The 24,621-nt window shown below is 60.2% G+C and carries 20 protein-coding genes and 1 tRNA gene; 6 read left to right on the forward strand and 15 right to left on the reverse strand.

Translation table 11 applies throughout. The annotated features are described in order from the left end of the window. Window position 1 precedes the first annotated feature (1 nt). The 6 genes from AC07UB_RS07370 to AC07UB_RS07395 form a co-directional block, all read right to left on the reverse strand. Window positions 2-868, reverse strand: coding sequence for a branched-chain amino acid ABC transporter permease (locus tag AC07UB_RS07370; RefSeq protein ID WP_492792597.1), 867 nt, complete (start codon window positions 866-868; stop codon window positions 2-4). After that, entirely contained in the window at window positions 868-2,499 is a 1,632-nt protein-coding gene (locus AC07UB_RS07375; protein WP_494651537.1) for an amidohydrolase, read from the reverse strand. Before AC07UB_RS07375 ends, AC07UB_RS07370 begins: the two co-directional genes overlap by 1 nt. Window positions 2,500-2,669: 170 nt before the next feature. Continuing rightward, window positions 2,670-3,845, reverse strand: a complete 1,176-nt coding sequence (locus AC07UB_RS07380; RefSeq protein ID WP_492792595.1) for an ABC transporter substrate-binding protein — start codon at window positions 3,843-3,845, stop codon at window positions 2,670-2,672. Between the two features lie 37 nt (window positions 3,846-3,882). Next, window positions 3,883-5,340, reverse strand: coding sequence for a glutamine synthetase family protein (locus AC07UB_RS07385; protein ID WP_492792594.1), 1,458 nt, complete (start codon window positions 5,338-5,340; stop codon window positions 3,883-3,885). A 15-nt stretch (window positions 5,341-5,355) separates the two neighbouring features. Next, window positions 5,356-6,714 carry an aromatic ring-hydroxylating dioxygenase subunit alpha gene (locus AC07UB_RS07390; protein WP_494651536.1) on the reverse strand — a complete coding sequence of 453 codons (1,359 nt, stop codon included), beginning with the start codon at window positions 6,712-6,714 and terminating at the stop codon, window positions 5,356-5,358. A 50-nt stretch (window positions 6,715-6,764) separates the two neighbouring features. Then, the gene (locus AC07UB_RS07395; protein WP_494651534.1) at window positions 6,765-8,465 is read right to left on the reverse strand and encodes an amidohydrolase; all 1,701 of its coding nucleotides are present in this window, start codon (window positions 8,463-8,465) and stop codon (window positions 6,765-6,767) included. 239 nt (window positions 8,466-8,704) lie between these two features. On the opposite strand from AC07UB_RS07395, the gene AC07UB_RS07400 reads away from it, so the two are divergent. From AC07UB_RS07400 to AC07UB_RS07410, 3 genes are all read left to right on the forward strand, one after another. Further along, complete coding sequence (locus tag AC07UB_RS07400; RefSeq protein ID WP_494651533.1) at window positions 8,705-9,031, forward strand: 2Fe-2S iron-sulfur cluster-binding protein; 327 nt, start codon at window positions 8,705-8,707, stop codon at window positions 9,029-9,031. Next, complete coding sequence (locus tag AC07UB_RS07405) at window positions 9,028-10,266, forward strand: NAD(P)/FAD-dependent oxidoreductase (protein ID WP_494651532.1); 1,239 nt, start codon at window positions 9,028-9,030, stop codon at window positions 10,264-10,266. The genes AC07UB_RS07400 and AC07UB_RS07405 overlap by 4 nt, the downstream gene beginning before the upstream one ends. Before the next feature lie 63 nt (window positions 10,267-10,329). Continuing rightward, window positions 10,330-11,127, forward strand: coding sequence for an IclR family transcriptional regulator domain-containing protein (locus AC07UB_RS07410; RefSeq protein WP_494652657.1), 798 nt, complete (start codon window positions 10,330-10,332; stop codon window positions 11,125-11,127). A gap of 21 nt (window positions 11,128-11,148) precedes the next feature. Here the strand turns inward: AC07UB_RS07410 and AC07UB_RS07415 are convergent, their stop codons facing one another. Together AC07UB_RS07415 and AC07UB_RS07420 are read right to left on the reverse strand one after the other, a co-directional pair. Next, window positions 11,149-13,497: a bifunctional salicylyl-CoA 5-hydroxylase/oxidoreductase gene (locus tag AC07UB_RS07415; RefSeq protein ID WP_494651530.1), complete on the reverse strand. Its 2,349-nt coding sequence runs from the start codon at window positions 13,495-13,497 to the stop codon at window positions 11,149-11,151. Window positions 13,498-13,663: 166 nt separating this feature from the next. Continuing rightward, complete coding sequence (locus AC07UB_RS07420) at window positions 13,664-14,242, reverse strand: winged helix DNA-binding protein (RefSeq protein WP_494651529.1); 579 nt, start codon at window positions 14,240-14,242, stop codon at window positions 13,664-13,666. Between the two features lie 87 nt (window positions 14,243-14,329). Here AC07UB_RS07420 and AC07UB_RS07425 point away from each other — a divergent pair, with 87 nt between their 5' ends. The 3 genes from AC07UB_RS07425 to AC07UB_RS07435 all read left to right on the forward strand — a co-directional run bounded on the left by AC07UB_RS07425 (window position 14,330) and on the right by AC07UB_RS07435 (window position 17,324). Then, window positions 14,330-15,043 carry a glutathione S-transferase N-terminal domain-containing protein gene (locus AC07UB_RS07425; protein ID WP_492792587.1) on the forward strand — a complete coding sequence of 238 codons (714 nt, stop codon included), beginning with the start codon at window positions 14,330-14,332 and terminating at the stop codon, window positions 15,041-15,043. Window positions 15,044-15,111: 68 nt separating this feature from the next. Further along, window positions 15,112-16,623 carry a class I adenylate-forming enzyme family protein gene (locus AC07UB_RS07430; RefSeq protein ID WP_492792586.1) on the forward strand — a complete coding sequence of 504 codons (1,512 nt, stop codon included), beginning with the start codon at window positions 15,112-15,114 and terminating at the stop codon, window positions 16,621-16,623. Continuing rightward, the gene (locus tag AC07UB_RS07435; RefSeq protein ID WP_494651527.1) at window positions 16,620-17,324 is read left to right on the forward strand and encodes a glutathione S-transferase N-terminal domain-containing protein; all 705 of its coding nucleotides are present in this window, start codon (window positions 16,620-16,622) and stop codon (window positions 17,322-17,324) included. The genes AC07UB_RS07430 and AC07UB_RS07435 overlap by 4 nt, the downstream gene beginning before the upstream one ends. Window positions 17,325-17,409: 85 nt before the next feature. Here AC07UB_RS07435 and AC07UB_RS07440 read toward each other — a convergent pair. The 7 genes from AC07UB_RS07440 to AC07UB_RS07470 all read right to left on the reverse strand — a co-directional run bounded on the left by AC07UB_RS07440 (window position 17,410) and on the right by AC07UB_RS07470 (window position 24,524). Beyond that, window positions 17,410-17,485, reverse strand: a tRNA-Lys gene (locus AC07UB_RS07440). Between the two features lie 176 nt (window positions 17,486-17,661). Then, window positions 17,662-18,264, reverse strand: coding sequence for a Spy/CpxP family protein refolding chaperone (locus tag AC07UB_RS07445; protein WP_494651526.1), 603 nt, complete (start codon window positions 18,262-18,264; stop codon window positions 17,662-17,664). A gap of 102 nt (window positions 18,265-18,366) precedes the next feature. Beyond that, window positions 18,367-19,695: a TRAP transporter large permease gene (locus tag AC07UB_RS07450; protein ID WP_492792583.1), complete on the reverse strand. Its 1,329-nt coding sequence runs from the start codon at window positions 19,693-19,695 to the stop codon at window positions 18,367-18,369. Then, entirely contained in the window at window positions 19,692-20,303 is a 612-nt protein-coding gene (locus AC07UB_RS07455) for a TRAP transporter small permease (RefSeq protein WP_492792582.1), read from the reverse strand. The genes AC07UB_RS07450 and AC07UB_RS07455 overlap by 4 nt, the downstream gene beginning before the upstream one ends. 130 nt (window positions 20,304-20,433) lie before the next feature. Next, window positions 20,434-21,435 carry a TRAP transporter substrate-binding protein gene (locus AC07UB_RS07460; RefSeq protein WP_492792581.1) on the reverse strand — a complete coding sequence of 334 codons (1,002 nt, stop codon included), beginning with the start codon at window positions 21,433-21,435 and terminating at the stop codon, window positions 20,434-20,436. Between the two features lie 195 nt (window positions 21,436-21,630). Then, entirely contained in the window at window positions 21,631-23,193 is a 1,563-nt protein-coding gene (locus AC07UB_RS07465; RefSeq protein ID WP_492792580.1) for a 2-isopropylmalate synthase, read from the reverse strand. 380 nt (window positions 23,194-23,573) lie between these two features. Then, the gene (locus AC07UB_RS07470; RefSeq protein ID WP_492792579.1) at window positions 23,574-24,524 is read right to left on the reverse strand and encodes a polyphosphate kinase 2 family protein; all 951 of its coding nucleotides are present in this window, start codon (window positions 24,522-24,524) and stop codon (window positions 23,574-23,576) included. Window positions 24,525-24,621 lie beyond the last annotated feature (97 nt).

A 24,621-nucleotide genomic window follows, 5' to 3' on the forward strand; every position in this document is an offset into this window, starting at 1 on the left:
GTCAGTGCGCCCGCCCGAGAAGACCGCGTGGAAACAGGAACACGGTCAGGATCACAGCGAGATAGAAAAAGAACTCGCCATACTCTGGCGCGAGATATTTTCCGGTCGTATCCGCTAGCCCCAGAAACAGCGACGCCGAAAGCGCACCGAGAATCGATCCCGCGCCGCCCACCGACACGACGACCAGAAATGTCACCATATAGCGAAGCGCATAGAACGGCTCGATCGGCAGCATTTCCGCACCGAGCACGCCACCGAACGCCGCCAGACCGACCGCGAGCGCGAAGGTCGCCGAGTAGATCCACTGCGTGCGAATGCCGAGCGACTCCGCCATGTCGCCGTTATCGACCGCGGCGCGCATCCGCACGCCGAATTCGGTCTTGTCGATCAGCAACCACAGCAGCAACGCCGTCACAAGTCCGCACGCGATCACCAGCAACCGATGCGTCGCGATCATGCGGAATCCGATATCGAACGGACCGCTCAGCGCCGCCGGCAGAGGTATCGGCTTCGATGTCGGCCCGAGGACGAAGTTCGACAACCCGATGATGACGAAGGTGATCCCGATGGTGAGCAGCACCTGAAGCAAAGGATCGGATTTTCGGTAGATACGCCGGTAGAGAAGAACCTCGAACGGGATCGAGATGATAATCGTACCAATGACAGCGACCGCAATGGCAATCGGATAGCTGACGCCCATCGTCTTCAATGCATAGGACGCGAGATAACCGCCGATCATGGCGAACGCGCCGTGAGCGAGGTTCACGACACGCATCAATCCCATCATGATCGACAGGCCGATGGAAATCGTGAACAGCACCATGCCGTAGGCAAACGCGTCCACCACAATGCTCAGCGCCGTCAGCATCAGTGAACCTCCGCCTGCATCGCGACGGCATGGCCTGCCGAGAGCAGATCATGACGCACGACGCCCCGCAGCACCGTCATCAGGACTTTCGTCGCGGCGAGATCGGTGGATTCCTCAAAGGGATCGTGGTCAACAGCGACAAAGTCCGCGGCCATTCCGGGAGCAAGCGTGCCGCGCCAGTCCTCCTGTTTCATCGCGAAAGCACCGCCATGCACGTAACTCCCGACGGCCTGGCGGCGGGTCAACGCTTCGCTAGCACCGATCGGTGTCCCCAGCGACGCCCCGCGGTCTACCGCATTCGCCATCCCGACCCATGGCGAGACGTGCCCGGTCGGCGCGTCGGAGCTTCCGACATAAGTCACGCCGGCGTCGATCACGGACCGCGCGGGATATTTTGTATGGGCGTCCGGGCCGAATGCCTCGAGAATCGATCGCCGCATTCGCGTGAGAAAACTCGGCTGCGTGACCACGAGAGCGTCGAGCGCCTTCATGCGCGCGAGGCCACCGGCGGGCGGACAGAAATAGTGCTCAATGCGGTGACGCGGCTTTTGTCCCGGCAACGCCTTTTCCGCTTTTTCGAATGCCGCGATGACGCGTGCAGACGCGCGGTCGCCCACGCAATGCGTCGCAGTCTGCCAGCCGCCGAGATGCGCCTCGACGATCACGCGCTCAAGGTCGTCCTCGTCGCGCATGAAGAAGCCCTGCGATTTCGTATCGGCAAACGGCGCGGTAACCGCCGCCGTGCGCGCACCGACAATGCCATCGGCAAAAAATTTCAACGTCATCGCCTGCCAGTCAGGATCGCGGCCCGGGGTGAGACCGCGGACCGCAGCGTCTTTCGGATCGAGCTGATACATGAACCCGAGGCGCATCGGAGAAAACGCCAAATCCTGACGTAGCAAATTCCATACCGAAAATTCTTCGTCGAAACCGCTGGTGAATCCAACCGCGGCCTCGACGGCGGCGGTCAGGCCCATCCGGATGCTGTCATCGATTGTATCGCGCAACGACCTGACCATCGCGACGCGGTCGATGTGCGGGATCGCCCGGAATATGACCTCCGCCGCGCTTTCCTTGGCGCTGCCATCCAGCCGGCCGGCCGCATCGCGGCCGAACGACCCGCCCGCCGGGTCCGATACACCGTCGCCGACTCTCAGTAGTTGCAATGCCGCGCTGTTGAGGATCGCTGTGTGCCCGCAAAACCGGCGAATGATCACGGGGTGATCGGGCGCAACGGCGTCGACTTCGTCCCGCGTCGGATAACGGTGCTCGGCGAGATTGTTCTCGTCAAAACCGACGGCTCTGATCCATTGTCCTGGTGGCGTTGCCAATGCCGCCGCTGACAACTGGCGTAAAACATCCGAAACGGTGCGGACGCCCTGATTACCGAGATGAATCTGCTGCCGTTCGTGGGCGATCGCAAACAGATGCACATGGGCATCCGTCAGGCCGGGAATGATCGTGGCGCCCTGCATGTCGATCGTGCGCGCGGCAACGGGCGCATCATCCTTATCGCCAACCCAATGGATGACGCCCCCACGGGTCACAAGAGCGTTCGCCGGCCAGACATCGTCGGCAGATCGATAGATCCGCGCGTTGACGACTCGCAGAGAATCCAGGCCGTGTGACATCGCTCGGTCAATCCGCTCATTCTGGCTGGAGCCGATGCAGGTCTCCTGAATCAACTCGTGTTCGTTTTTTGTTTGGGCACGATCATTGCCGAAAGCCGATCTCGGCTTTCGGGATCATGCTTGAAGGATTGACGCGAGAGACTCGCGCCAATCCTGTGTGACGGCCTGAATCAGTTCTTGACCAGCGCCCAATCGGGCTGAGCTTCGAATGTCTGAAGCTCCTTGTTGATCAATTTTCCGTCCTTCTTTGCAACTTCACGCAAATAAATGTTCTGTGTGATGTGACGCGTCGTCGGATCGATGGACACAGGCCCACGCGGGCTGACCCACTTCATCCCCTTGACCGCGGCAACGGCTTTCTCAGGATCGCGCTGACCCTTGGTGGCCTCGATCATCTTGTAGATCACGCGCGCGCCGTCATAGGCAGCCACCGAGGTCATAGTCACGTCATCGAGCTTGGTGCCGACCTTCGCGAGCAGTGCGAGGAACGCCTTGTTCTCGGGCGAGTCGTGCGACACCGCATAGTGGTAGGTGGACAGCAGGCCGAGGCCGTTCTCGCCGATATTCGGCAGATCGGGTTCGGTCAACACGTCGCCGAGCGAGATCAGCTTGACACCACCTGCCTTCAAACCGTTGTCGATATAGCCTTTCACAAAACCAAGCGTCGGCGGACCGGCGGGCAAGAACGTGAAGATCGTATCTGCGCCAGAGCTTTTGATACGCTGCATGATCGGGCTGAAATCGGTGGTGTTGAGGGGCATACGGATCGCTTCGACAATCGCGCCGCCTTCTGCCTCAAAGGTCTTTTTGAAAGCCGCCTCCGCATCGACGCCCGGACCGTAATCGCTGACGGCGATGGCGACCTTCTTCGCACCCTTCGCTTTCGCAACCTTGGCGGCGGGAACGGTGTTCTGCCACATCGTAAACGACGTGCGAACGATATACGGGCTCTTCTCCACGATGGACGACGTCGCAGCATTGAAGACGATCATGGGCGTCTTCGCTTCTTCAAGCAGGGGCGCGACCGCCATGGCGTTCGGTGTGAAATAGAGGCCGGCGATATACTGCACCTTGTCCTTGACCAGAAGTTCCTGGGCAAGCGCCTTGGACTTTGCCGGGTTCGGCGATTCTTCATCGCGGTAGATGAATTCGACGTCGTGCCCCGCGACCTTGGAGCCGTGCTCCGCCACCCAGGCATCGATGCCCGCCTTGAAGTTCTGACCGAACAACGCATACGGCCCGGACATGGTGCCGATGACGCCGACCTTGATCACGTCGGCATAGGCCGCCCCTGACATCAATCCAGCAACCGCCAGCGTAAACGCGTATTTCACTGCCTTTTTCATGTTTAGTCCCCTGCTCCGGTTTCTTTGCTTTTGTTTATCAAAACATCTCGAAATATTCTCGCTGCTCCCACTCGGTGACTTCGGCCTGGAAGCGCTCGATCTCGGCATTCTTGATGTGCACGTAATAGTCTACCAATTCCGCGCCCATTGCGGTCCTGAAGAATGGATCATCATTCAACGCAAAGACAGCCTCTCGCAGCGATTTCGGCAGCAGGCTGGCCTTGGTTTCATAAGGTGTATCGGCTGAGGGGCCCGGGTCAATGGAGCGGTCCACACCGTCCAGCCCCGACAGGATTTGCGACGCCATATAAAGATACGGGTTGGCGGCAGGCTCGCCGACGCGGTTCTCGAGCCGGGTGGCCGGGTCTTTGGGGCCGCCCAGCACGCGTATCATGACACCACGATTGTCCCGCGCCCAGATCGCACGGTCGGGTGCTAACGAATAGGACCGGTAGCGCTTGTAACCGTTGATCGTCGGCGTTGTGAACACCGTCGCCGCACGCGCATGTTCGAGCAGCCCGCCGAGATAGCCCTTGCCGAAATCCGACAGGAATTCCCCGTCGGTGTCGGACATGAAAGCATTCCGGCCATCGGCGCGGGAGACCAGCGACTGATGCAAATGCCAGCCCGACGACACGACATTGGGAATGCGCGGGCGGCACATGAAGGTGGCGTGATAGCCATGGCGGTGGCAGATCTGTTTCACCGCGCTGCGAAACAGAACCATCGTGTCGGCTGGATCGAGTCCGACCGTCGGCGCGAAGGTAAATTCGCACTGGCTGGGGCCGAATTCGACCTCGATCGACCGCAGCGGCAATCCTAGCGCCACGACATCGCGCCGGATCAGTTCGAGCACCGGCTCCATCTGATCGTAACGCTGCTCGGTGAGGTACTGGTAGCCGTGCGAGAGCAGGCTCACGGCAGGCGGCTCTCCCGGCTGCCCGGCATCCGTCGGCGCCATTCGCGGATCATCCACCTTGAAGACGTGAAATTCGACTTCAAGACCAGCCACGAAATCATAGCCGCGCTGAGACAGCGTGTTCAGCACCGACTTGTAGAGACCGCGCGTCGCGAACGGCACCGGGCGGCCATCGGCAAAGTGAAGGTCACACAGGATCCAGCCCGTCGCGGGTGCCCAGGGCAGAACGCGAAAGGTTGTCGGATCGGGGATCATCAGGACGTCGGCGGCGCCCTGCATTTCCGTCATCCCGAACCCGCCGCCGGCGGTGAACACCGGGAACACGGTGCGATGCGACGTATCTTTCGCGAGCATCGTGGTCGTGATCGAGCAGCCGCTTTCAAGCGTGCGCAACGCCTCGCTTGCGATCAGCGTCTTGCCGCGCAGGATTCCGTGCTGGTCCGGAAACGACAGCCGGATTGTCTCAATACCTTTTTCCTCGACGATCCGCCGAAGGCGGACAGCTGCCTCCTGCTGCTCTGCGGACCAGAGGCGGTGTCGTGCGACAAAGCTCAACGACGTTGCTTTCCCTGACATTTGCGCGGCCAGACCTTACTCGGCCGCGGACAGGTGCGGCACCTTTGCGGCGATTTCGGCCGGAACGGGCGCGGCCCACGGCGCGCCCCTCCGCCGCTTGACGTCGACCTCCATCCAGTAGGTTTCCCAGCCGCGCGTCGGGCCGATGCCGTCCATCGTCGCTGGCCCCTGAATACTGCGCGCATGCGCCTCATCGAGAAACAGTAGCGGCTTGCCGCCTGCAGCGACCTTTTCGATTTCCTGCCGCAACAGCCGGCGATACTGAATGATTGCCTTGTCCGACTGCCCGAGATGTTCGCGGGTGCGGTTCTGGATCGGCCCCATCGACTCCACGGCCCACTGGTCGTGCACGTTGATGTCCAGTCCCATGCCGGTATAGGTCTCGGTGGCCTGCTCGTGCGGATCGAAACCGTAATCGTTGGTCTTGTTGCGCCGCGACTTGTAGTCGGGCAACTCGTACAATTCCAGACGTTGCTCGCGCATTTTCTTCTTGTCGACCGGCGTCGAGTAACTGGTGAAAATCGCATACCAATAGCAATGGGTGTCGTCGACCGGGACATGCCATTGGGTGATCGTCATTTCCTGGCTCATGGGAATAACGAAACCCTGCGGAAACAATTGATTGGTGACGCGCACATGGGTGCACTCGTCGTCGATCTGGCGCAACGCGACCAGACGAAGGCCGTACTCGGTCTTCTCGACGTTGATGATCGGACGGTCGTATTCGCGCAGGATTTTTGTCATCGGCATGTCGCTGCCCGCAGACGCGCCGCGGAATTGCTTGCCGTAGGATTTCTCTAGATCTTCATCCTCGAAGAACCGGTGCAGGAACGATGCGTGCGCCGGATCGATGCCGACTTCAAGCGCCTGAAGCCAGTTGCAGTCGATCAGACCCTTGAACGCGAAGGTGTAGGCATCGGGTGCAACAAAGCAGTCGATTTCGGGGAATGCGGGCGGCTCGCCCTCGCCCAGATAGGCCCACAGGATGCCGCCCTTCTCGACCACGGGATAAGCACGCTGCTTGATGTTCTTGCACAGCGATGACCCGACCGGTTCGGCCGGCGTCTCGAGGCAGTTGCCTTGAACGTCGAACAGCCAGCCGTGAAAAGCGCAACGCAGTCCGCCGTTTTCGAGCCGGCCGAACGCGAGGTCGGCGCCACGATGCGGGCAATCGCGATCCATCAGCCCGTAACGGCCCTGCTCGTCGCGGAACAGCACGAAGTTTTCCCCGAGCAACTTGACCGCCCTGATCGGCCTTGGGCCTTCGAGTTCGTCAACCAGGGCCGCGGGCTGCCAATACATCCGCATCAGTTTTCCTGCGGGGGCGGCCGGGCCCGTACAGGTGATCAGATCGTTCTGCTCCTGGCTCATCATGGCGAGAGTCTCCCTTTAATTCTGGTACGAGTTGCCCGACGTTACGCAACTCAGCGCTGAAACACGATCTTGCCGCCAACCATCGTCATGTCGGCCTTGATGTCCTTGATCTGCTCGTCCGGCACGGTCATCGGGTCCGCCGACAGAACCGCAAGGTCGGCGAGCTTTCCGGGTTCAAGCGTGCCCTTCCGCCCTTCATCGAACATGTAATGCGACGCCGAACTCGTATAGAGCCGCAGCGCCTGCTCCCGGCTGATGGCTTCCGACGCACCATACACCTTGCCGGCCGGGTCCTTCCGCGTGACCATGATATACATATTGAGGAACGGATTGATGGGATTGACCGGGAAGTCGGTCCCCGCGCCGAGATTGTCCATGCCCATCTTGTCGATCAGCGTCCTGGTCGGCAACGCACGATCTGCGGTCGCTTTTCCGAGGAAGCGCTCGACGGTTGCGGCCTTGTCCCACATGAACACGTTCTGGAAGTCGATGCGAACGCCCAGCTTGCGTGCACGCTCCATCTGTTCAGGCCGGATCAGGCTGGCGTGGATCAGGACAAACCGCTGGTCCTTGATCGACTTTTCCTTGTCGGCGGCTTCGAACGCGTCCAGCGCATGATCGATACCCAGATCTCCGACAACATGGACGCCAACGCGCCAGTTGAACTTGTTGGCGATCGACACCAGTTGCTTGAGCCGCTCCGGCGTCTGCTGGGCAATACCATGATAGTGGTCATGGGACTCAGGATAGACGTCGCGCGTCAACGCCGTCTTGAGGGTCATGCCGCCATCGTAGAAAATCTTGATGCCGCCGAATCTCAGCCAATCGTCCCCGAAGCCAGACGCCGCTCCGTTGCCGCTCATGATCGCTTCCCACGCCGACATTTCGGCCGGCGGCTCGGGACGAAACATGGCGCCGACACGCAGCGTGGCGTTTCCGGAAAGCACGATCTTCTCAAGCGTGCGCAGATCGCGCGGACTGGTCGCGCCTTCGACAGCACTCGTGATTCCAAAACTGTTCAGGGCCTTCTCTGCCAGAGTGTACTGGCGAATCTCGTCGTCCTCGGAAAAGGGAGGCACAAGATCTTCGACCAGCGGAATCGCAGTCTCAACGAGAACGCCGGTCAATTCACCTGCCGCGTCCTTCTCGAACGATCCCCCGCTCGGATTTGGCGTGGTCTTGTCTATTCCGGCCTTTTGCAACGCGATGCTGTTGGCCATTGAGAAGTGGCCGACGGTGCGCAGGTAGACAGGGTTGTCCGGAGACACGCTGTCGATTTCCTGCCGGGTCAAATATCTTTTTTCCGCAAGCTGGGACGGCGGATGCCAACCACCGGTGACGATCCACTCGCCGGGTTTTTTCTTCGCCACGAACGTCTTGATCGCCTCAAGCGCCTCGGCGACGTTTTTTGCCCGGCCGAGATTGACGACATAGTCTCCAAGGCCGGCGGCCTTGAAATGGGCGTGGGTGTCGATCAGTCCAGGAACGACCGCCTTGCCAGCGAGATCCATCACGCGCGTTTGCGGCCCGGCCAGCGGCCTGATCGTCGCGTTGTTGCCGACAGCGAGAATCTTGCCGTCACGAACAGCGACCGCTTCAGTCACGGTTGATCGGCCGTCCATCGTCAGGACTTTTCCATTGACCAAGACAAGCTCAGGAGAGTTCGGATCGGGCTGCTGCGCAACCGCGATCTGAGCGGCAACCAGACTGCCGAGAATTCCAATCAAAGAGAAACCCGCCGCTGCCCGCATTTCTGCTTCCCCATACATACTGTTCGTTGATCGAACATTTGTGCGAATTATGCTAGACTGACTCCAAACTTAAATTCCCGCAAGCGCAATTTGAGTGCTCCAATCGCCTATTTATGCTGCAAATGCGAAAAAGCCGTGTTGAGCACCTTGATGTCAAGACAGGCGTCCCGTCGTTTCTGATTGATTTGTTCGATCACCGACCATATGTTCGTTTTAATAACTGAAATGGACTTGTCCCGATGGCACGCCTTACTTTCGTTCAGCCCGACGGTGCCGAGAATGTCGTGGAGATCGTCGACAAAGAGACAAGCGTGATGCTGGCCGCCATCCGCAACGGCATTTCGGGCATCGATGCGGAATGCGGCGGTTGCCTCGATTGCGCGACCTGCCACGTCTACGTAGAAGAAAGCCATTCCGGTCTTCTGGCCTCGCCGCAGCCGCAAGAACTTGAGCTTCTCGGGTCGGTCGCAGCCATCCGCAAACCAAACAGCCGGCTGAGCTGCCAATTGAAGCTTCCTCCTTCGATGACATCCCTCACCGTCCACATTCCGGAGGCGCAGTCGTGAACGGACTCGTTGTCGTCGGCGCGTCGTATGCCGGCATTCAGGCGGCTTTATCCGCGCGCGATGCCGGATACGCGGAGCGCATCACCGTTGTCGCCGACGAACATTTGCTGCCGTACCAGCGGCCGCCTCTGTCCAAAGATTTCCTGCTCGACAAGACGACGCAGGAACATCTCATCCTCAGGGACGACGCGTTCTTCAAGCTGAAGCAGATCGAACTGATGCTCGAAACACGCGTGAACGCCATCGACCGGCGTGCCCGTCAACTCGTGCTCGACGGCGACACGAAACTGGATTTCGACAAACTGTTTATCGGCACCGGATCGCACGCACGGCGCCTGACGCTGCCCGGCGCAAACCTCGACGGCGTCTGCTATCTGAGATCGATCCGGGACGCGATCGACCTCAAGGCACGTTTGGCGGATGCCGCGGAAATCGTGGTGATCGGCGGCGGTTTCATCGGCCTCGAGGTCGCGGCGTCCGCCAGCAAGCTCGGGAAAAAAGTAACCGTCATCGAGAGCGCATCGCGGCTGCTCGAACGCGCGGTCTCGCCGGTCGTCTCGCAATTCCTGCTCGATCTGCACAAAAGGCACGGCGTCGACGTGCGCCTCAACGAGGCCTTGGCTGAAATCGAAGGCCAGGGTGGCCGCGCCGCGTTCGTAAGGACGCAAGGCGGCGCACGCTTGCGCGCGGATCTCGTCCTCGTCGGGATCGGCGGCTTGCCGAACGATCAACTCGCCCGCGGCGCGCAGCTGAACTGCACCAACGGCATCGTGGTCGATGAACACGGCATGACGGACGACTCCGGCATCTACGCGGCTGGCGACTGCGCCAATCACTACAATGTCCATGCGCAGGATTGGCTTCGTCTGGAATCTGTCCAAAATGCCCAGGATCAGGCCAAGTCCGCCGGTCTCGCTATCGCGGGTAAAACCGGACCCTACGACAGCGTGCCGCGCTTCTGGTCCGACCAGTATGAAGCGAAACTCCAGACGGTGGGCATCTCCCGGAATTTCGACCGGCACGCCATCCGCGGATCGCTGGAAGACGGGCAGTTCTCGATCTTCTACTACAAACAGGACAAGCTGTGCGCGGTCGACAGCGTCAACCGTGCCGGCGATCAAATGGCCGCTCGGCGCCTGATAGGAAGTGGCGCTTCCCCCTCGCCGGAACAGGCCGCCGACCTCTCGTTCGATTTCAAAACGCTGATGAAAGCAACGAATGCCGGTGGTGCATAATCCGGTAAATTGTGGTCTCGTCTGCCGGATCGATTCATGACCGGAAAGAACGTTCGTCCCCGCATGCCCCGAATGAACCGCACGGCAGAGGAAGAAGAAGCCCGACGCGACGGAGGCGAATTTATCGAAAGCCTCGATCGCGGCCTTCGTGTGCTGCAGTCGTTTGGCATCGATCGCCGACCGATGACACTGAGCGATATTGCGAAGGCGACCAGCCTGCCCCGCGCCACGGCGCGCAGAATCCTGATGACCCTTCAGAAGTCCGGTTTCGTCGCCGGCGACGAGCGGCTTTTCTCGCTGACGCCGCGCGTGCTGGCGCTGGCCTCGGCCTATCTCGCGTCCAATCAGATCGTCTCCGTCATGCAGCCGCTGATGGACGACATCTCCACGAAGGCAAAGGAGGTCTGCTCGCTGGCGATCCTGGACGGGCAGGAAGCCGTTTTCGTCGCGAGGGCAAGTCCAGCGCGGGTTTTTTCCGCCGGCATCGACATCGGCTATCGGCTTCCGTCCTATTGCACGTCAGTAGGCCGCGTCTTGCTGGGTCGTCTGTCGAACGACGAACTGACGGCGGCGATCGGGTCGATGACGCTCGTAGCGCAGACGCCCGAAACCGTGACAGACAAATCCATCGTCATCGCGACCATCATATCGGACCGCAACAAAGGCTATTCGCTGGTGGACCGCGAAGCCGAGCCGGGTTTCCGTTCGATCTCGGTCCCTATCCATCGTTACGACGGCGCGGTTGTGGCGGCGGCCAATATTGGCGCGCATGTCGATCGCATCACCACCGGTGAAATGATCGACCGTTTCCTTCCGCTCCTCAAGGATATGGCGGCGGCCGCGAAACCCCTCCTCGTCTAGCCGCGCGCCCAACTATCCGCACTATTCGGCCGCGAGCGACTTATCCTTGTCGGCTTTCAGTTCTCCACGCGTTCTCGGCTTTGCCTTGATCTTGAGATCGTCAAGGTCCTGACGATCGCGCACCGAGTTCCGGAAAATCTGTTCCTTGCCGGGCTCGTATTGCGGCGGACAATACATATCGGCGCCATACCAGGCGGCAGCCTTCATCGAGAATCCGGGATCGACGAGATGCGGCCTGCCCAGCGCGACAAAGTCGGCGCGCCCGGCGGCGAGAATGGTGTTCACCTGATCCGCCGTGGTGATGTTACCGACGCACATGGTCGCAACCTTGGCTTCGTTGCGAACCTGCTCGGAGAACGGAGTCTGGAACATTCGCCCGTAGACCGGCTGGGCTTCATGCACAGTCTGTCCCGTGGATACGTCAACGAGATCGACGCCGGCTTCGCCGAACGCCCGCGCGATCGCCACCGCGTCGTCGCCTGTGATGCCGCCTTCGGCCCAGTCGGTCGCCGATATGCGCACCGACATCGGCTTATGAGCCGGCCACGCCGCGCGCATCGCTTCAAAAACCTCGAGCGGAAAACGAAGCCGGTTCGCAAGCGGCCCGCCATATTCGTCGGTGCGCCGGTTGGTCAACGGCGAGATGAAACTCGCGAGCAAATACCCGTGGGCGCAATGCAGTTCGGCCATATCGAAACCACAGCGATCACCGCGCTGTACGGCCTGCACGAACTCATCCTTGATACGCGTCATGGCCGCGCGGTCCAGTTCGCGGGGCACCTGACTGTCCGGAAAATACGGCAAGGGCGACGCCGAAAACACCTCCCAGCCCCCGTCCTCGAGCGGCCGGTCGATTCCCTCCCACATCAGTTTCGTCGCGCCCTTGCGGCCCGCGTGACCGAGTTGCAGACATATCTTTGCAGCCGAATTTCCGTGAACGAAATCGACGATACGCCGCCAGGCGGTCTCCTGCTCATCGTTCCAGAGCCCGGCGCAGCCGTGCGTGATCCGCGCATCACGCCCGACACACGTCATTTCAGTGAACAGCAGACCCGCGCCGCCTATCGCGCGCGACCCATAGTGAACCAGATGAAAATCACCCGGCACGCCTTCCTTTGCCGAGTACATGCACATCGGCGACAGCACGAGGCGGTTCGCGACCTCCATCTCGCGGAGACGGAATGGCTGAAACATCGGCGCGACCGGCTTCTCGGCATTGACATCGAAACCCTTGGCGCGAACCTGCTGCGCGAAAACGCGGTCCGCTTCCGCGACGAACTCAGGGGCGCGCAGCGCGAGGTTATCGTAAGTGATTGCCTTCGACCGCGTCATGACGCCGAATGCGAACTGGACCGGGTCGAAATCCCAGAAGCGATCGACATGCTCGAACCAGACCAGCGAGACGTCGGCGGCGTGCTGGGTTCGCTCCACCTCTTCGCGACGGCCGACTTCATACTGCTGCAAGGCAGCAGCCACGGTCTTCTCGCCTTTCATGGCGTCGGCAAGGGCAATGGCGTCTTCCATCGCCAGCTTGGTTCCCGACCCAATCGAGAAATGCGCCGTCGCCTTGGCGTCGCCGAGCAGCACCATGTTGTCCTTGATCCAGCGCTTGCTGCGGATCATCGGAAAATTTCGCCACTGTGAACGGTTGATCAGAATGGGGTGACCGTCGAGGAAGGAGCCGAAAATCTGCTCCATGCGTTTTGCGGACTGTTCTTCGCTCAAACCTTCGAGGCCTGCCCGCCCGAACGTTTCGGGATCTGTCTCGAATATCCACGCAGAGCGGCCGGCCTCATACTGATAGGCATGAGCGATGAACGGCCCCCATTCCGTTTCCTGGAAAATGAAGGTGAAAGCATCGAGCGGCTTTGTCGAACCCATCCAGGTAAACTTGTTCGAGCGAAGATCGATTTCCGGCTCAAAGTGATCCTTGTATTTCTCGCGGAGCCGGCTGTTGATGCCATCGGCGATGACGATCAGATCGGCGCCGGAAAAATTCACATCACTCTCGATTTCGGTTTCGAACAGAAGGGTGACGCCGAGTTCGCGCGCCCGCTCCTGCAGGATCAGAAGAAGCGTGCGGCGGGAGCAACCGCAAAATCCGTTGCCACCGACCCGGCGAACCGTCCCCTTGAAGTGAACGGCGATATCGTCCCAGTACGCGAACTCCTGAGTGATCCGGCGATAGCTTGGCGGATCGTATTTCTCGAAGTTATCGAGCGTTGCATCGGAGAACACCACGCCAAAGCCGAACGTGTCGTCGGCCCGGTTGCGCTCATAGACCGTAATCTCTGCCGCAGGCCGCTGTTTTTTCAGCAGGATCGCACTGTAAAGGCCCGCCGGGCCGCCGCCGATAATCGCGATTTTCATAGAACCTCCGACCAACCTTCGACCGATCCTACTATTATTTTAAACCTAAAATATTTTGACGACAAGGCCCGGCTGCCATACAGCTCTCGGATTCCATCGGGAACACCAGTTTGCCCTCAGCGCGAAGGGCCTCGGAGACCGAGCGGCTCATTGTAGCGAAGCAAGATCAGGTTTCGTCGGTAGGATTACGCCCCACAAGCACGCGCGTTCCGTGGTCGTAGACGCCCGTCAGCAACCCGAGGGAAAGGGTAAGCGCGCGCATCTGCCGGTCGAGATCGGCAATATCCTTTGTCGGCTTCATCAGAAGATCGCGGCGCTGCGACACCAACCGCGCCGAAACGCGCGCGCCAAGCGGCGTGGCTGCGTAGGTCATGTCGCGGTGCCGCGCACCCTTGATTTGCTTCACCAGACCAGCCTTGATCAGCTTGCGCAGCGAATACTGCACATTGGACACGTCGTCACGGTTGGCGAAACGCAACAAGTCACCGATACGGCGCGGACTCCCCGTAACGATAAGCTGCTGGAGAATAACACAGTCCTGACCCGACAGATTGTGCTCGCGCGCCTCCGGTCCGAGCAGCGCGCCAGCGAACCTGTAAAAGGATTCAGCCGCGCAGATCAGCGCCTGCTCGAATTCCGTGACCGTCTTCTCGTGATCTGTCGCCGCAAGATGCGCGGGCGCCTTCTTCGCGCGCGGGGACGCGGCGGGCAGCGTCCGGGCAACATTCTTGACATCGGATTTCACTGCGTGTTTTATCCCTGAAATTCAATTGTAGATTAAGAGATAATATATCCGGAAGCAGCGTGCAAGCCGACGGCAGGGGGAAAGCAAATGTCTCTGGTCCTGTATGAACTCGGGGGACGCGACGACCGGCGATACAGCCAGTTTTCCTGGCGTACGCGCCTTGCCGTGGCTCATAAGGGTCTCGATACCGAAGCCCGTCCGGTTCGCGTCAGCGACAAGGCTGCCATCGCCTTCAGCGGCCAGGGGAAAGTGCCTATCCTTATGGCCGGCGACACCGTGATTTCGGATTCGTGGTCGATTGCCGAATATCTGGAGGCCACCTATCCCGACCGGCCCTCGCTGTTCGGTGGAGAGGTCGGCCACGGACTTGCCCGTTTTATCAATTCGTGGGTCGACCGGCAGATCGTGCCACGGATCGTCCCGCTTCTGATGATCGACGTGATGACGTGCGTCGACGAGGCAGACGGGATTCACCTGCGCGGTCAAATCGAAAAGGCCTTTCGCGGAAGCCTTGAGAAGCTTGCAGAGAACCGCGACACCGAAATCGTGGCGTTCCGGCGCCTGCTGGATCCCGCTCGCACCACGCTTCGTTCGCAGCCCTTTTTGTCTGGTCATGCGCCTGCCTACGCCGACTACATTCTGTTCAGTGTTTTTCAGTGGGCACGGATCGTGAGCGCGTTCGATCCACTGGAGGCCGACGATATCGTCGCAGCCTGGCGCGAACGGATGCTCGACCTGTTTGACGGGCTCGCGAGAGCAGAAGGCGCTCGTGTTTCCGACACCGGACCTGGACGACGATGATGGCTTCGGGCCCTGCACCGCAACCTGCGCTTGATGAAGCGACATTGCGCGACTGGGTCGAAAGAAGAGTGACTGACACGCCGCACGCGGCGGCGCTTCTGACACGCTCCGGCCCGATCGACTTCACAACGCTCCATCAGCGAGCAATGACCCTTGCGAACATCTTCAACAATCTCGGGTTGAGGCGTGGCGATGTCATCGCAGCGCAGCTGCCAAATGACGTCGAGTTTGTCCTGACCTTCCTCGCCGCCGGCTACGTCGGCGCGATCTTTCAGACCGTCCACATGCCGTATCGCGCGGGGGAAATCGAGCCGCTGCTCTTGCACAGCAAAGCGAAGGCAATTGTCTGCCTCGGCAGGGTGAAGGATTTTTCGCCTGCGGGATTCGTGCTGTCGCGGCGCTCGACACTGCCCTCGCTTCAGCATGTGATCGTCGTTGGCGACGAACCTATTGCTGACACGCACGCCTTCCCTGACGCGGCGACGCTTCCAAACGCTAAAGACTTCGGACGCCCTGTCGCGACCGATCTGTTCCAGCTGCTCTACACCTCGGGCACGACGTCGGCCCCCAAAGGCGTGCCGGTCGCTTACAACAAGTTTCTGCCCAACGCCGCGCTTTCAGCCATCGAACTTGGCATCAGCGAAAATTCGGTCCTGTTGTCCGCAGCACCCTTCACGCACCTTTACGGCCTGTTCTCGCTCAATCTCGCCTTCGCCGCCGGCGCGACCACAGCGTTGCTGCCGGCATATTCACCGGCGCAGCTTGCGGAAGCTATCGATCAATATCGGCCGACCGGCTTGTTTGTTGCACCAGCGCATATGGCGGCTTGCCTCAATGAAGGCCTGCTTTCAGCGGAGCGTCTTGCATCGCTCCGGTTCGTTCTGATCTCCGGCTCGTTTTGCCCGCCCGAACTCGCACAAACGCTTCAAACCCTGATGCGAAACGGCGAGGTGCTTCAGCTGTGGGGCATGAGCGAGCTTCAGGCCGGTTCATTCACGCGTCCCGGCGATCATCCGGCGGTTCGTTTTACCAGTGCGGGCCGCCCAAGCCCGGGCACTGATCTCCGCGTCGCCCTTGATGACGTGCCCCTCCCGCCAAACACCGAAGGCGAACTTCAGGTGCGCGGACGTTCGGTGTTCGAGGGCTATCTCAACAACGTTGAAGCCACTTCGGCTGCTTTCACACAGGACGGCTGGTTCCGGACGGGCGATCTCGCGCGCATGGACGAAGCGAAGAACCTGCAGATCACCGGCCGCACCAAGGATGTGATTAATCGTGGGGGCGTGAAGTTCAACCCTGCGGATGTGGAGGCATTGATTGCCCTTCATCCCGCCGTCGCCGTCTGCGCCATCGTTCCAGCTCCGGACGCGGTACTCGGCGAGCGGGCTTGCTGCTTTGTGGTTTTAAAGGACGCAAAGACCGGTTTGCGTCTCGACGAGCTTTGCAGCTGGCTCGGAAGCCGCGATGTCGCAAAGCTTAAATGGCCGGAGCGGCTCGAATTGATCGACGAAATGCCGATGACGCCGACCCGGAAAATCATGAAGGGCGAACTCGCAAAACGCGCAGCGGCATTGAAATGATCGACCTCTACACATGGCTGACGCCGAACGGGCGCAAGGTTTCCTTGATGCTTGAGGAGACCGGCCTGCCCTTCCGTGCGATTCCGGTCAACATCGGAAAAGGCGAACAGTTCGCGCCCGGTTTTCTGGCGATCAGTCCGAACAACAAAATACCAGCGATTGTCGATCACGATGGGCCGGATAGCGGCCCGATAACCTTGTTTGAGACGGGCGCGATCCTTCTCTATCTCGCAGAGAAGACGGGCAAATTGCTGCCTTCTCACGCCGGCGACCGCTGGCGCACGATTCAATGGCTGCAATTTCAGATCTCAAGCCTCGGGCCGATGCTGGGTCAGGCGCAACACTTCCTGCACTACGCTCAAGAAGAAGTGCCCTATGCACAGGCTCGCTTTGCGAGCGAGGCCAAACGGCTTTACGGCGTCCTCGATCGCAGGCTCGCAGAGAGCCCCTACCTTGGACATGACGACTACAGCATTGCGGACATCGCAACCTGGCCGTGGATTCGGGCCTGGAAGATACAGGGCATCGCGATCAGCGAATTTCCAAACGTCGCGCGCTGGCTGGATGCGATCAACAAGCGCCCGGCGGTTGCCCGCGAGCGTGCCGTTCTCGCCGAATTCAGATCGGAAACGGCTGCCTCTCTGAGCGCTGAGGCGCGAGAGCACCTGTTTGCGGGAAGCACGTCGAAGCCGCGATCATAAACTCGAACTGCGGCCAAAGCTTCCAACCGTTCTGCAAACCGCAGCGGCTTTCGGTTTGTCAAATCAGCGAGGTGTCTGATTTAAATGGTGGGCGCACCAGGGCTCGAACCTGGGACCCGCTGATTAAGAGTCAGCTGCTCTACCAACTGAGCTATGCGCCCGGATCCAACCGGATGTCCGTTGAGGACGGCGTCGTTTAGCAAAGCGAACCCGCCATGTCCAGCAATGCTGGCGGGTTTTCCCGGCCTCCAACAGAACCGGCCTGGAGCGGTTCCGGGCGCGAAAAACCGCCGTAAATCCGGCGGTTTCTGCATCTCGAAGGACCTCGCGGCGCGTTTTAAAGGCGCTCGGAGCGCCCCTCACCGCGCTCACGGCCCGGACCGCGATCCCGTTCGAATCGGTCGCCGTCAAAGCCCCGCTCAAAGCCGTGTTCGCGCCAGCCATGGCGCCCACCCATCCGGGTCAGCACCGACAGCCGCCGCTTCTGACCATCGTTGAGGCTCTTGTAGAGCGGATCGGCCGCATCCGCGATCTGCTTCAGGCTGGTGGCAGTTGCCGCCATCCGATCCGCCCGGTCGCGCAGGCGCGTCACCGGATCGCGGGTCGTCTGATCTGCCGCGCCTTGCTCGCCGGGCGCACGATCCTGGGAGCCCCGCTGATCCCCTTCAGCGCGGCGTGCATCCCGCGCGCTGGCGCGCGCATTGGCAAGCGCGATGCGCTGCTTGGCGAAATCGCGCACCGCCGCCTCGACCGGCGGCCACATCTTTTCCTGATCTGGCGTCAGTTGCAGGCCGGCCTTCACGGCAGCGATCTTCGCGTCGACGAACGCCGCCCGGTCTTCCGTGCTCATGCGGTGATGATGATGGCGATGCTGCGCGTAGACGGCAGTGGAGCCGATGATCGCGACTGCCGCAACGCCGACAAGAATGGCTTTCTTCATGGGAGCATCTCCGGGGTGAAACTTCCCCGAAGATGACAGCCGGTGCCGCGGTTTCAACTTAAGCTTTCGACACCTAGGTGAACGCCCATTAATGCAGGCCGGCTAACGCAGCATCCCCAGCGTCCGCGGCAGCCACAGCGATATCTCCGGCACGAATGTCACGACGACCAGGAATCCCAGCATGGTCAGCAGCCATGGCCACACCGCGATGGTGAGTTCCGTAATGCCCATCTTCGCAATGCCCGAGGCGACGTAGAGATTTAGCCCCACCGGCGGATGGCACATGCCGACTTCCATGTTAACCACCATCAGGATGCCGAGATGCACCGGATGGATGCCAAGCTTCACAGCGATCGGAAACAGGATCGGCGCAGTGATCAGCACGATCGAGCTTGCTTCCATCACGTTTCCAGCAACCAGAAGCAGGATGTTGACGAAGATCAGGAACGTGATCCAGTTGACCCCCTTATCCAGCATCCAGGCCGTAAGCTGCTGCGGGATCTGCTCGCTGGTCATCAGGAACGAGAACAACACCGCGTTGGTGATGATGTAGAGGATCATCGCGCTCATGTTGGCGGAGCCGAGCAGCACGCGGGGCACATCGCGGAACGTGAGGTCCTTGTAGACGAACACTGCGATGACGAACGCATAGACCGCGCTCATGGCGGCGGCTTCGGTCGGCGTGAACAAGCCTGCGTAAATGCCGCCAAGAACGATCACGATCAGCAGCAGTCCCCAGATGCATTCGCGGAATGCCTTTATCCGCTGAGCCCATGTCGCGCGGGGTAACCGCGGGTAGTCATATTTCCACGCCCGATAGACGGTGGTCAGACCAAGCAGCGAGGCCAACATGATGCCGGGAATCACGCCTGCCATGAACAACTGACCGACGGACGCCGATGTCACGCGCTCGCCACCCGGCCCAAATGCGACGCTGCCTCCCGTCGCCACGGAATAAATCACCATCACAATAGACGGTGGAATCAGGATGCCGAGCGCACCCGAGGTCGTGATGACGCCCGCACCGAAACGCTTGGGAAACCCCTGTGCGACCATCGCAGGCATCAGAATCGAACCAATTGCGATCACCGTTGCCGGAGAAGACCCGGAGATTGCCGCGAACAACGCGCAAGCCATCACACCGGCCAGACCAAGGCCGCCGTACCAATGCCCGACCATCGAGGTCGCAAAATTGATCATGCGTTTGGCGACGCCGCCATGGGTCAGGAAATTTCCCGCAAGGATGAAGAACGGGATCGCCATGATCTCGAAATTCTCGATGCCGGTGAACAGCTTCAACGCCACCGCTTCAATCGGCACGTTGGTCAGAAAGAAGAGGAACGTCAGAACCGTAAGACCGAGCGCGATCGAGATCGGCATGCCGGTCAGCATAAGAGCAATGAGCAAAGCGAAGATAATTGCGGTTGTCATCGGACGCCCTCCGGCGTCGGCCCGACCGCTTCGCTGACATCGATGCCTTCGACATGCGAATGATCATGATGCGGAAGCTCTCCGCTCTTCCAATAGGCGTAGGCAACTTGAAGAAAACGGAAGCACATCAGATACGACCCGAGCGGAATGCAGAGATAGACGATCCAGCTCGGCAGCTCGAGGTCAGGCGATGTCTGATCGGTGGCCGAAAGCCCAATGACAAAGCTAGCGCCCATGGTGCCGATGATTCCGGTAAACAGCGCGCCGCACAGCAGACCGAACAGGATTGTTCCCTTGCGCCATTTCGGGCTGAGCGCCAACACCAGAACGTCCACGCCGACGTGAATGCCGGTCCGCACCCCATAGGCCGCGCCGAACTTCGCCATCCACACGAACATGTAGATGCATAGCTCCTGCGCCCAGGACAGGTGAATGCTGGCAAGGAACGCGTAAATCTGCGGCGCTCCGGGCCAGGTGCGATGATTGACCACGAAATCCGTCGTGTAGCGATGCGCAACAGCCGCGAAAATCACCACCGTTGCCGCCGCGATCAGCGTGGCAATCAGGGTTTCCTCGAGGCGGTCGAGGACGCGAAAAAATAACTTCAAGTGAGCCCCCCACCCGCAGCGGCCGCGTCTTTGCGCGTTTCGATATTCAACTGATGCCCCGCTTTACCCTACCAGACAAAAGTGGCCCGGGCGATCCGGACCACTCTTTAACGCCTGCTGACCAATCTTGTCAGTTGGTCTTGGCGTTGGCCTCCTTCTGGAACGCGGCGATCAGATCCTTGCCGACGCGTGAGGCCATGTCATTCGTCACGGGCTCAAGGGCCTTCATCCATTCCGCACGTTCCGCAGGCGTCAACTCGTAGAACGTGGTCGTGCCGGCCTTCTTCATCGCGGCCAGCGCGTCATCGTTTTCCTTCTGCGAGATGTCGTTGGAGAACTCGGTCGCCTCCGCCATGGCCTTTTCGACCTGAGGCTTCACATCTGCGGGCAAACCATCCCAGAACTTCTTGTTCACGATCACCGCATAGCCGATGTAGCCGTGATTCGAGATCGTGGCGTGCTTCTGAACTTCATGCATTTTCTGGGTATAGACGTTCGACGGCGTGTTCTCGTTGCCGTCAACGACGCCGGTCTGCATCGCCTGATAGACTTCGGAGAACGCCAACACCTGTGGAATAGCGCCCAGTGCACGCATCTCAGCTTCCAGCACCTTGGATGACTGAATGCGCATCTTCATGCCCTGGAAGTCGGCGACTTTATGCATCGGCTTGTTGGCCGTCATGATCTTGAAGCCGTTGTCCCAGTAGGCGAGCCCGGTGATGCCCTTGGGCTCGAGCTTGGCGAGAAGACTTTTGCCGATCGGCCCCTTGGTGATGCGACCGAGCGCCGCCTTGTCCGGCAGGATGTAAGGCAAGTCGAAGACTTCGAATTCCTTGACGCCGAGCGGGCCGAATTTGGCGAGCGACGGCGCCAGCATCTGCACCGCGCCGAGCTGAAGCGCTTCGACTTCTTCCTTGTCCTTGTAGAGCTGCGAGTTCGGATAGACCTCAACCTTCACCTTGCCGTTGGTGTATTTTTCGGCGAGTTCCTTGAACTTCTCGGCACCCTGACCCTTCGGGGTATTGGGCGCAACGACGTGGCTGAACTTGATGATGATCGGGGCTTGGGCCGAAGCCGGCCCGACCAGCGCGAGAGCCGCAATCGACGCAGCGGCCAGAATGATTTTTTTCATGGTACCTCCCGAGGGATTGTTGGGAACCGTCATTGGTGTAACGGCTCCGAAGTCCGGACAAGACCGGATCATCGCAGACTGACGCGGTCAAGACCATTGCCCCTTAGCAGGGGTGTTGCACGCTGTTGCTGCAACGCAAAACGCGGTGCATCGAAAATGCACCGCGTTTATCGGATTGCGATATTTGAGAGGCTATCAGTGCCCGGCAGCGGCGATCGGCATGTCGCGCTGCTTCTTCATGACGATCTTGTTCAACGCGCTGAGATAGGCCTTGGCGGAGGCCACCAAGGTATCCGGGTCCGCTGCGCGTGCCGTGACCGAGCGGCCATCCTGCGACAGCCGCACCGAAACTTCGGCCTGCGCGTCAGTACCCGCGGTGACAGCATGCACCTGATAGAGCTCCAGCTTGGCCTCGTTCGGCACCAGCGACTTGATACAGTTGAACGTGGCGTCCACCGGGCCGTTGCCTTCAGCTTCCTCGATCTTGATCTGACCGTCGATGTCGAGCTTCATGGTCGCGCGCTGCGGACCATGCGTGCCGGCGATCACCGTCAGCGACACCAGATGAATCCGGTCGTGCGAGTGGGCGATCTCCTGATCGACCAGCGCCTCGATGTCTTCGTCATAGATGTCCTTCTTGCGGTCGGCGAGCGCCTTGAAGCGCACGAATGCGTCTTCCAGCTGGTTCTGCGCCAGCTTGTAGCCCATCTCCTCCAGCTTGTGGATGAAGGCATGGCGGCCGGAATGCTTGCCCATCACCAGCGAGGTCTGCTTCACGCCGACAGTTTCCGGCAGCATGATCTCGTAGGTCTGTGCGTTCTTGAGCATACCGTCCTGATGGATGCCGCTCTCATGCGCGAAGGCGTTTCGCCCGACGATGGCCTTGTTGTACTGCACAGGGAACGACGTCGCCGCGGCAACCGCCTTCGATGCGCGCGTCAGCATCGTAGTGTCGATGTTGTTCCAGTACGGCAACTTGTCGTTACGGACCTTCATCGCCATCACGACTTCCTCGAGCGCGGCGTTGCCCGCCCGCTCGCCGATGCCGTTGATGGTGCATTCGATCTGCCGCGCACCCGCGCGCACACCGGCCAGTGAATTGGCGACGGCCATGCCGAGATCGTTGTGGCAATGCACCGAGAACACGGCCTTGTCGGCATTCGGCACGTTCTCGCGCACGCGCTTGAACAGGTCGTAATATTCCTCGGGCACGCTGTAGCCGACGGTGTCGGGAATATTGATCGTGGTGGCGCCGGCCTTGATTGCCGATTCCACGCAGCGGCACAGGAAATCGAACTCGGTGCGGGTGCCGTCTTCCGAAGACCACTCAACATCATCGGTGTGATTACGCGCACGGGTGACCTGCGAGATCACCAGATCATGCACTGCGTCCGGCTCCATCTGGAGCTTGTATTTCATGTGCACCGGCGAGGTGGACAGGAACGTATGAATGCGCCCGCGCTTCGCAGGCCGGATGGCCTCCGCGCAACGGTCGATGTCTTTATGGGCCGCGCGCGACAAGCCGCAAACCACCGCATTCTTGGTGCGCTTGGCGATCTCGCGAACCGCCTCGAAGTCGCCGTCGGAGGCGATCGGAAAGCCGGCCTCAATGATATCGACGCCCATGGTATCGAGCAACGCTGCGACTTCGAGCTTTTCCTCGAATGTCATGGTGGCGCCGGGGCATTGCTCGCCGTCGCGCAAGGTGGTGTCGAATATGACGACGCGGTCCTTGGCGGACTGGGGCTGGGTGGTCATCGGGATAATCCTTCGGTCAAATGCGCCATGTCAGGCGCTCGGGTTTCGGTGCTGTCTTCGAACCCCTGAGTGCCCAGGCGCAAATGCCCAGACGGCTCTCAGGGGCAGATAAGAAGCAGGAGCCCGCCAAGAAGGGACGAAATCGGCGCAGCCGGAATCGCAATGAAGCCAGCAGCTTGCGCCGCCGTTCCCTGCTGTCCCTGAATGCCGCCGCGAATCATCATTTCAGTCCCTGAGAAGCTGAATCATCGGCCCAAACCGTTGACGGATGGTTGCCGAAAGCGCCTCGTCAGGCCGTTCTAGACGAGAAATACGAAGCCCTGCAACGCCAAAGATTGGTCAGGAGACCTGTCCTTTTTAGCGGCTTGGCCCTGTATCCCTCACGTCTTGCTACCCTTCTTGCTCGCCGGGACCGCTTGTCGCCCCTCGCCCTCCAGCGCCGCCTGGACCTTTTTCAATTCGCCGGCGGCGCTCTTGTCCACCTCTGGAAAGTGCAGATCGAGCTTCTCCATCGCGCTCACGATGGCTGAACTGATCACCACGCGCGCAAACCATTTGTGGTCCGCAGGCACGACAATCCACGGCGCGTGCTTTGCCGAAGTGTTGCGGATCAGATCCTGATAAGCCGCCTGGTACTTGTCCCACAGCTTGCGCTCGGCGACATCGGCCAGCGAGAATTTCCAGTTCTTCGCTGGCTCCTCGAGGCGATCGAGAAACCGCTTGCGCTGTTCTTCTTTCGAGACGTTGAGAAAGAACTTCAGAACCAGCGTGCCATTGCGCGCGATATACTTCTCGAATGCGGAAATATCCTCGAAGCGTTCGCGCCAGATGTTCTTGGTGACCAGTTCGGGCGGAATCCTTTGCTTGGCTAAAATCTCCGGATGAACGCGCACCACCAGCAATTCTTCATAATAGGACCGGTTGAAGATGCCGATGCGGCCGCGCTCGGGGAGACACTTCGATGTGCGCCACATGAAATCGTGATCGAGTTCCTTCGATGACGGCTGCTTGAACGAAAAGACCTGACAGCCCTGCGGATTGATGCCCGACATCACGTGTTCGACAGCGCTGTCCTTCCCGGATGCGTCCATGCCCTGAAAGATCAGCAGCACCGACCAGCGGTCGTGGGCGTAGAGCTTCTCCTGCAATTCCCGAATCCGCCCGCGATTGGCGTCGATGATCTTGTGAGCTGCGTCCTTGTCGAGATCGCCCTTCTCCGCAGGCTTGTACGACTTGAGATGAAACTCGCCCGAACCATCGATACGGAAGGGGTCCACATAGGACTTCAACTGCCTGGCGCGCGGTTGTGAGGCCTTGTCGTTCTTCGCCATGATGCAGGATACTCCGATTGATCGCGTGGAAGCTACACGGCAGCGAACATGTCCGCCAGTGGCGAACCGTCGACAGGTTCCCGCCGATGGGCCATCA

Source organism: Afipia sp. GW821-FHT04G03 (genome assembly GCF_059419985.1).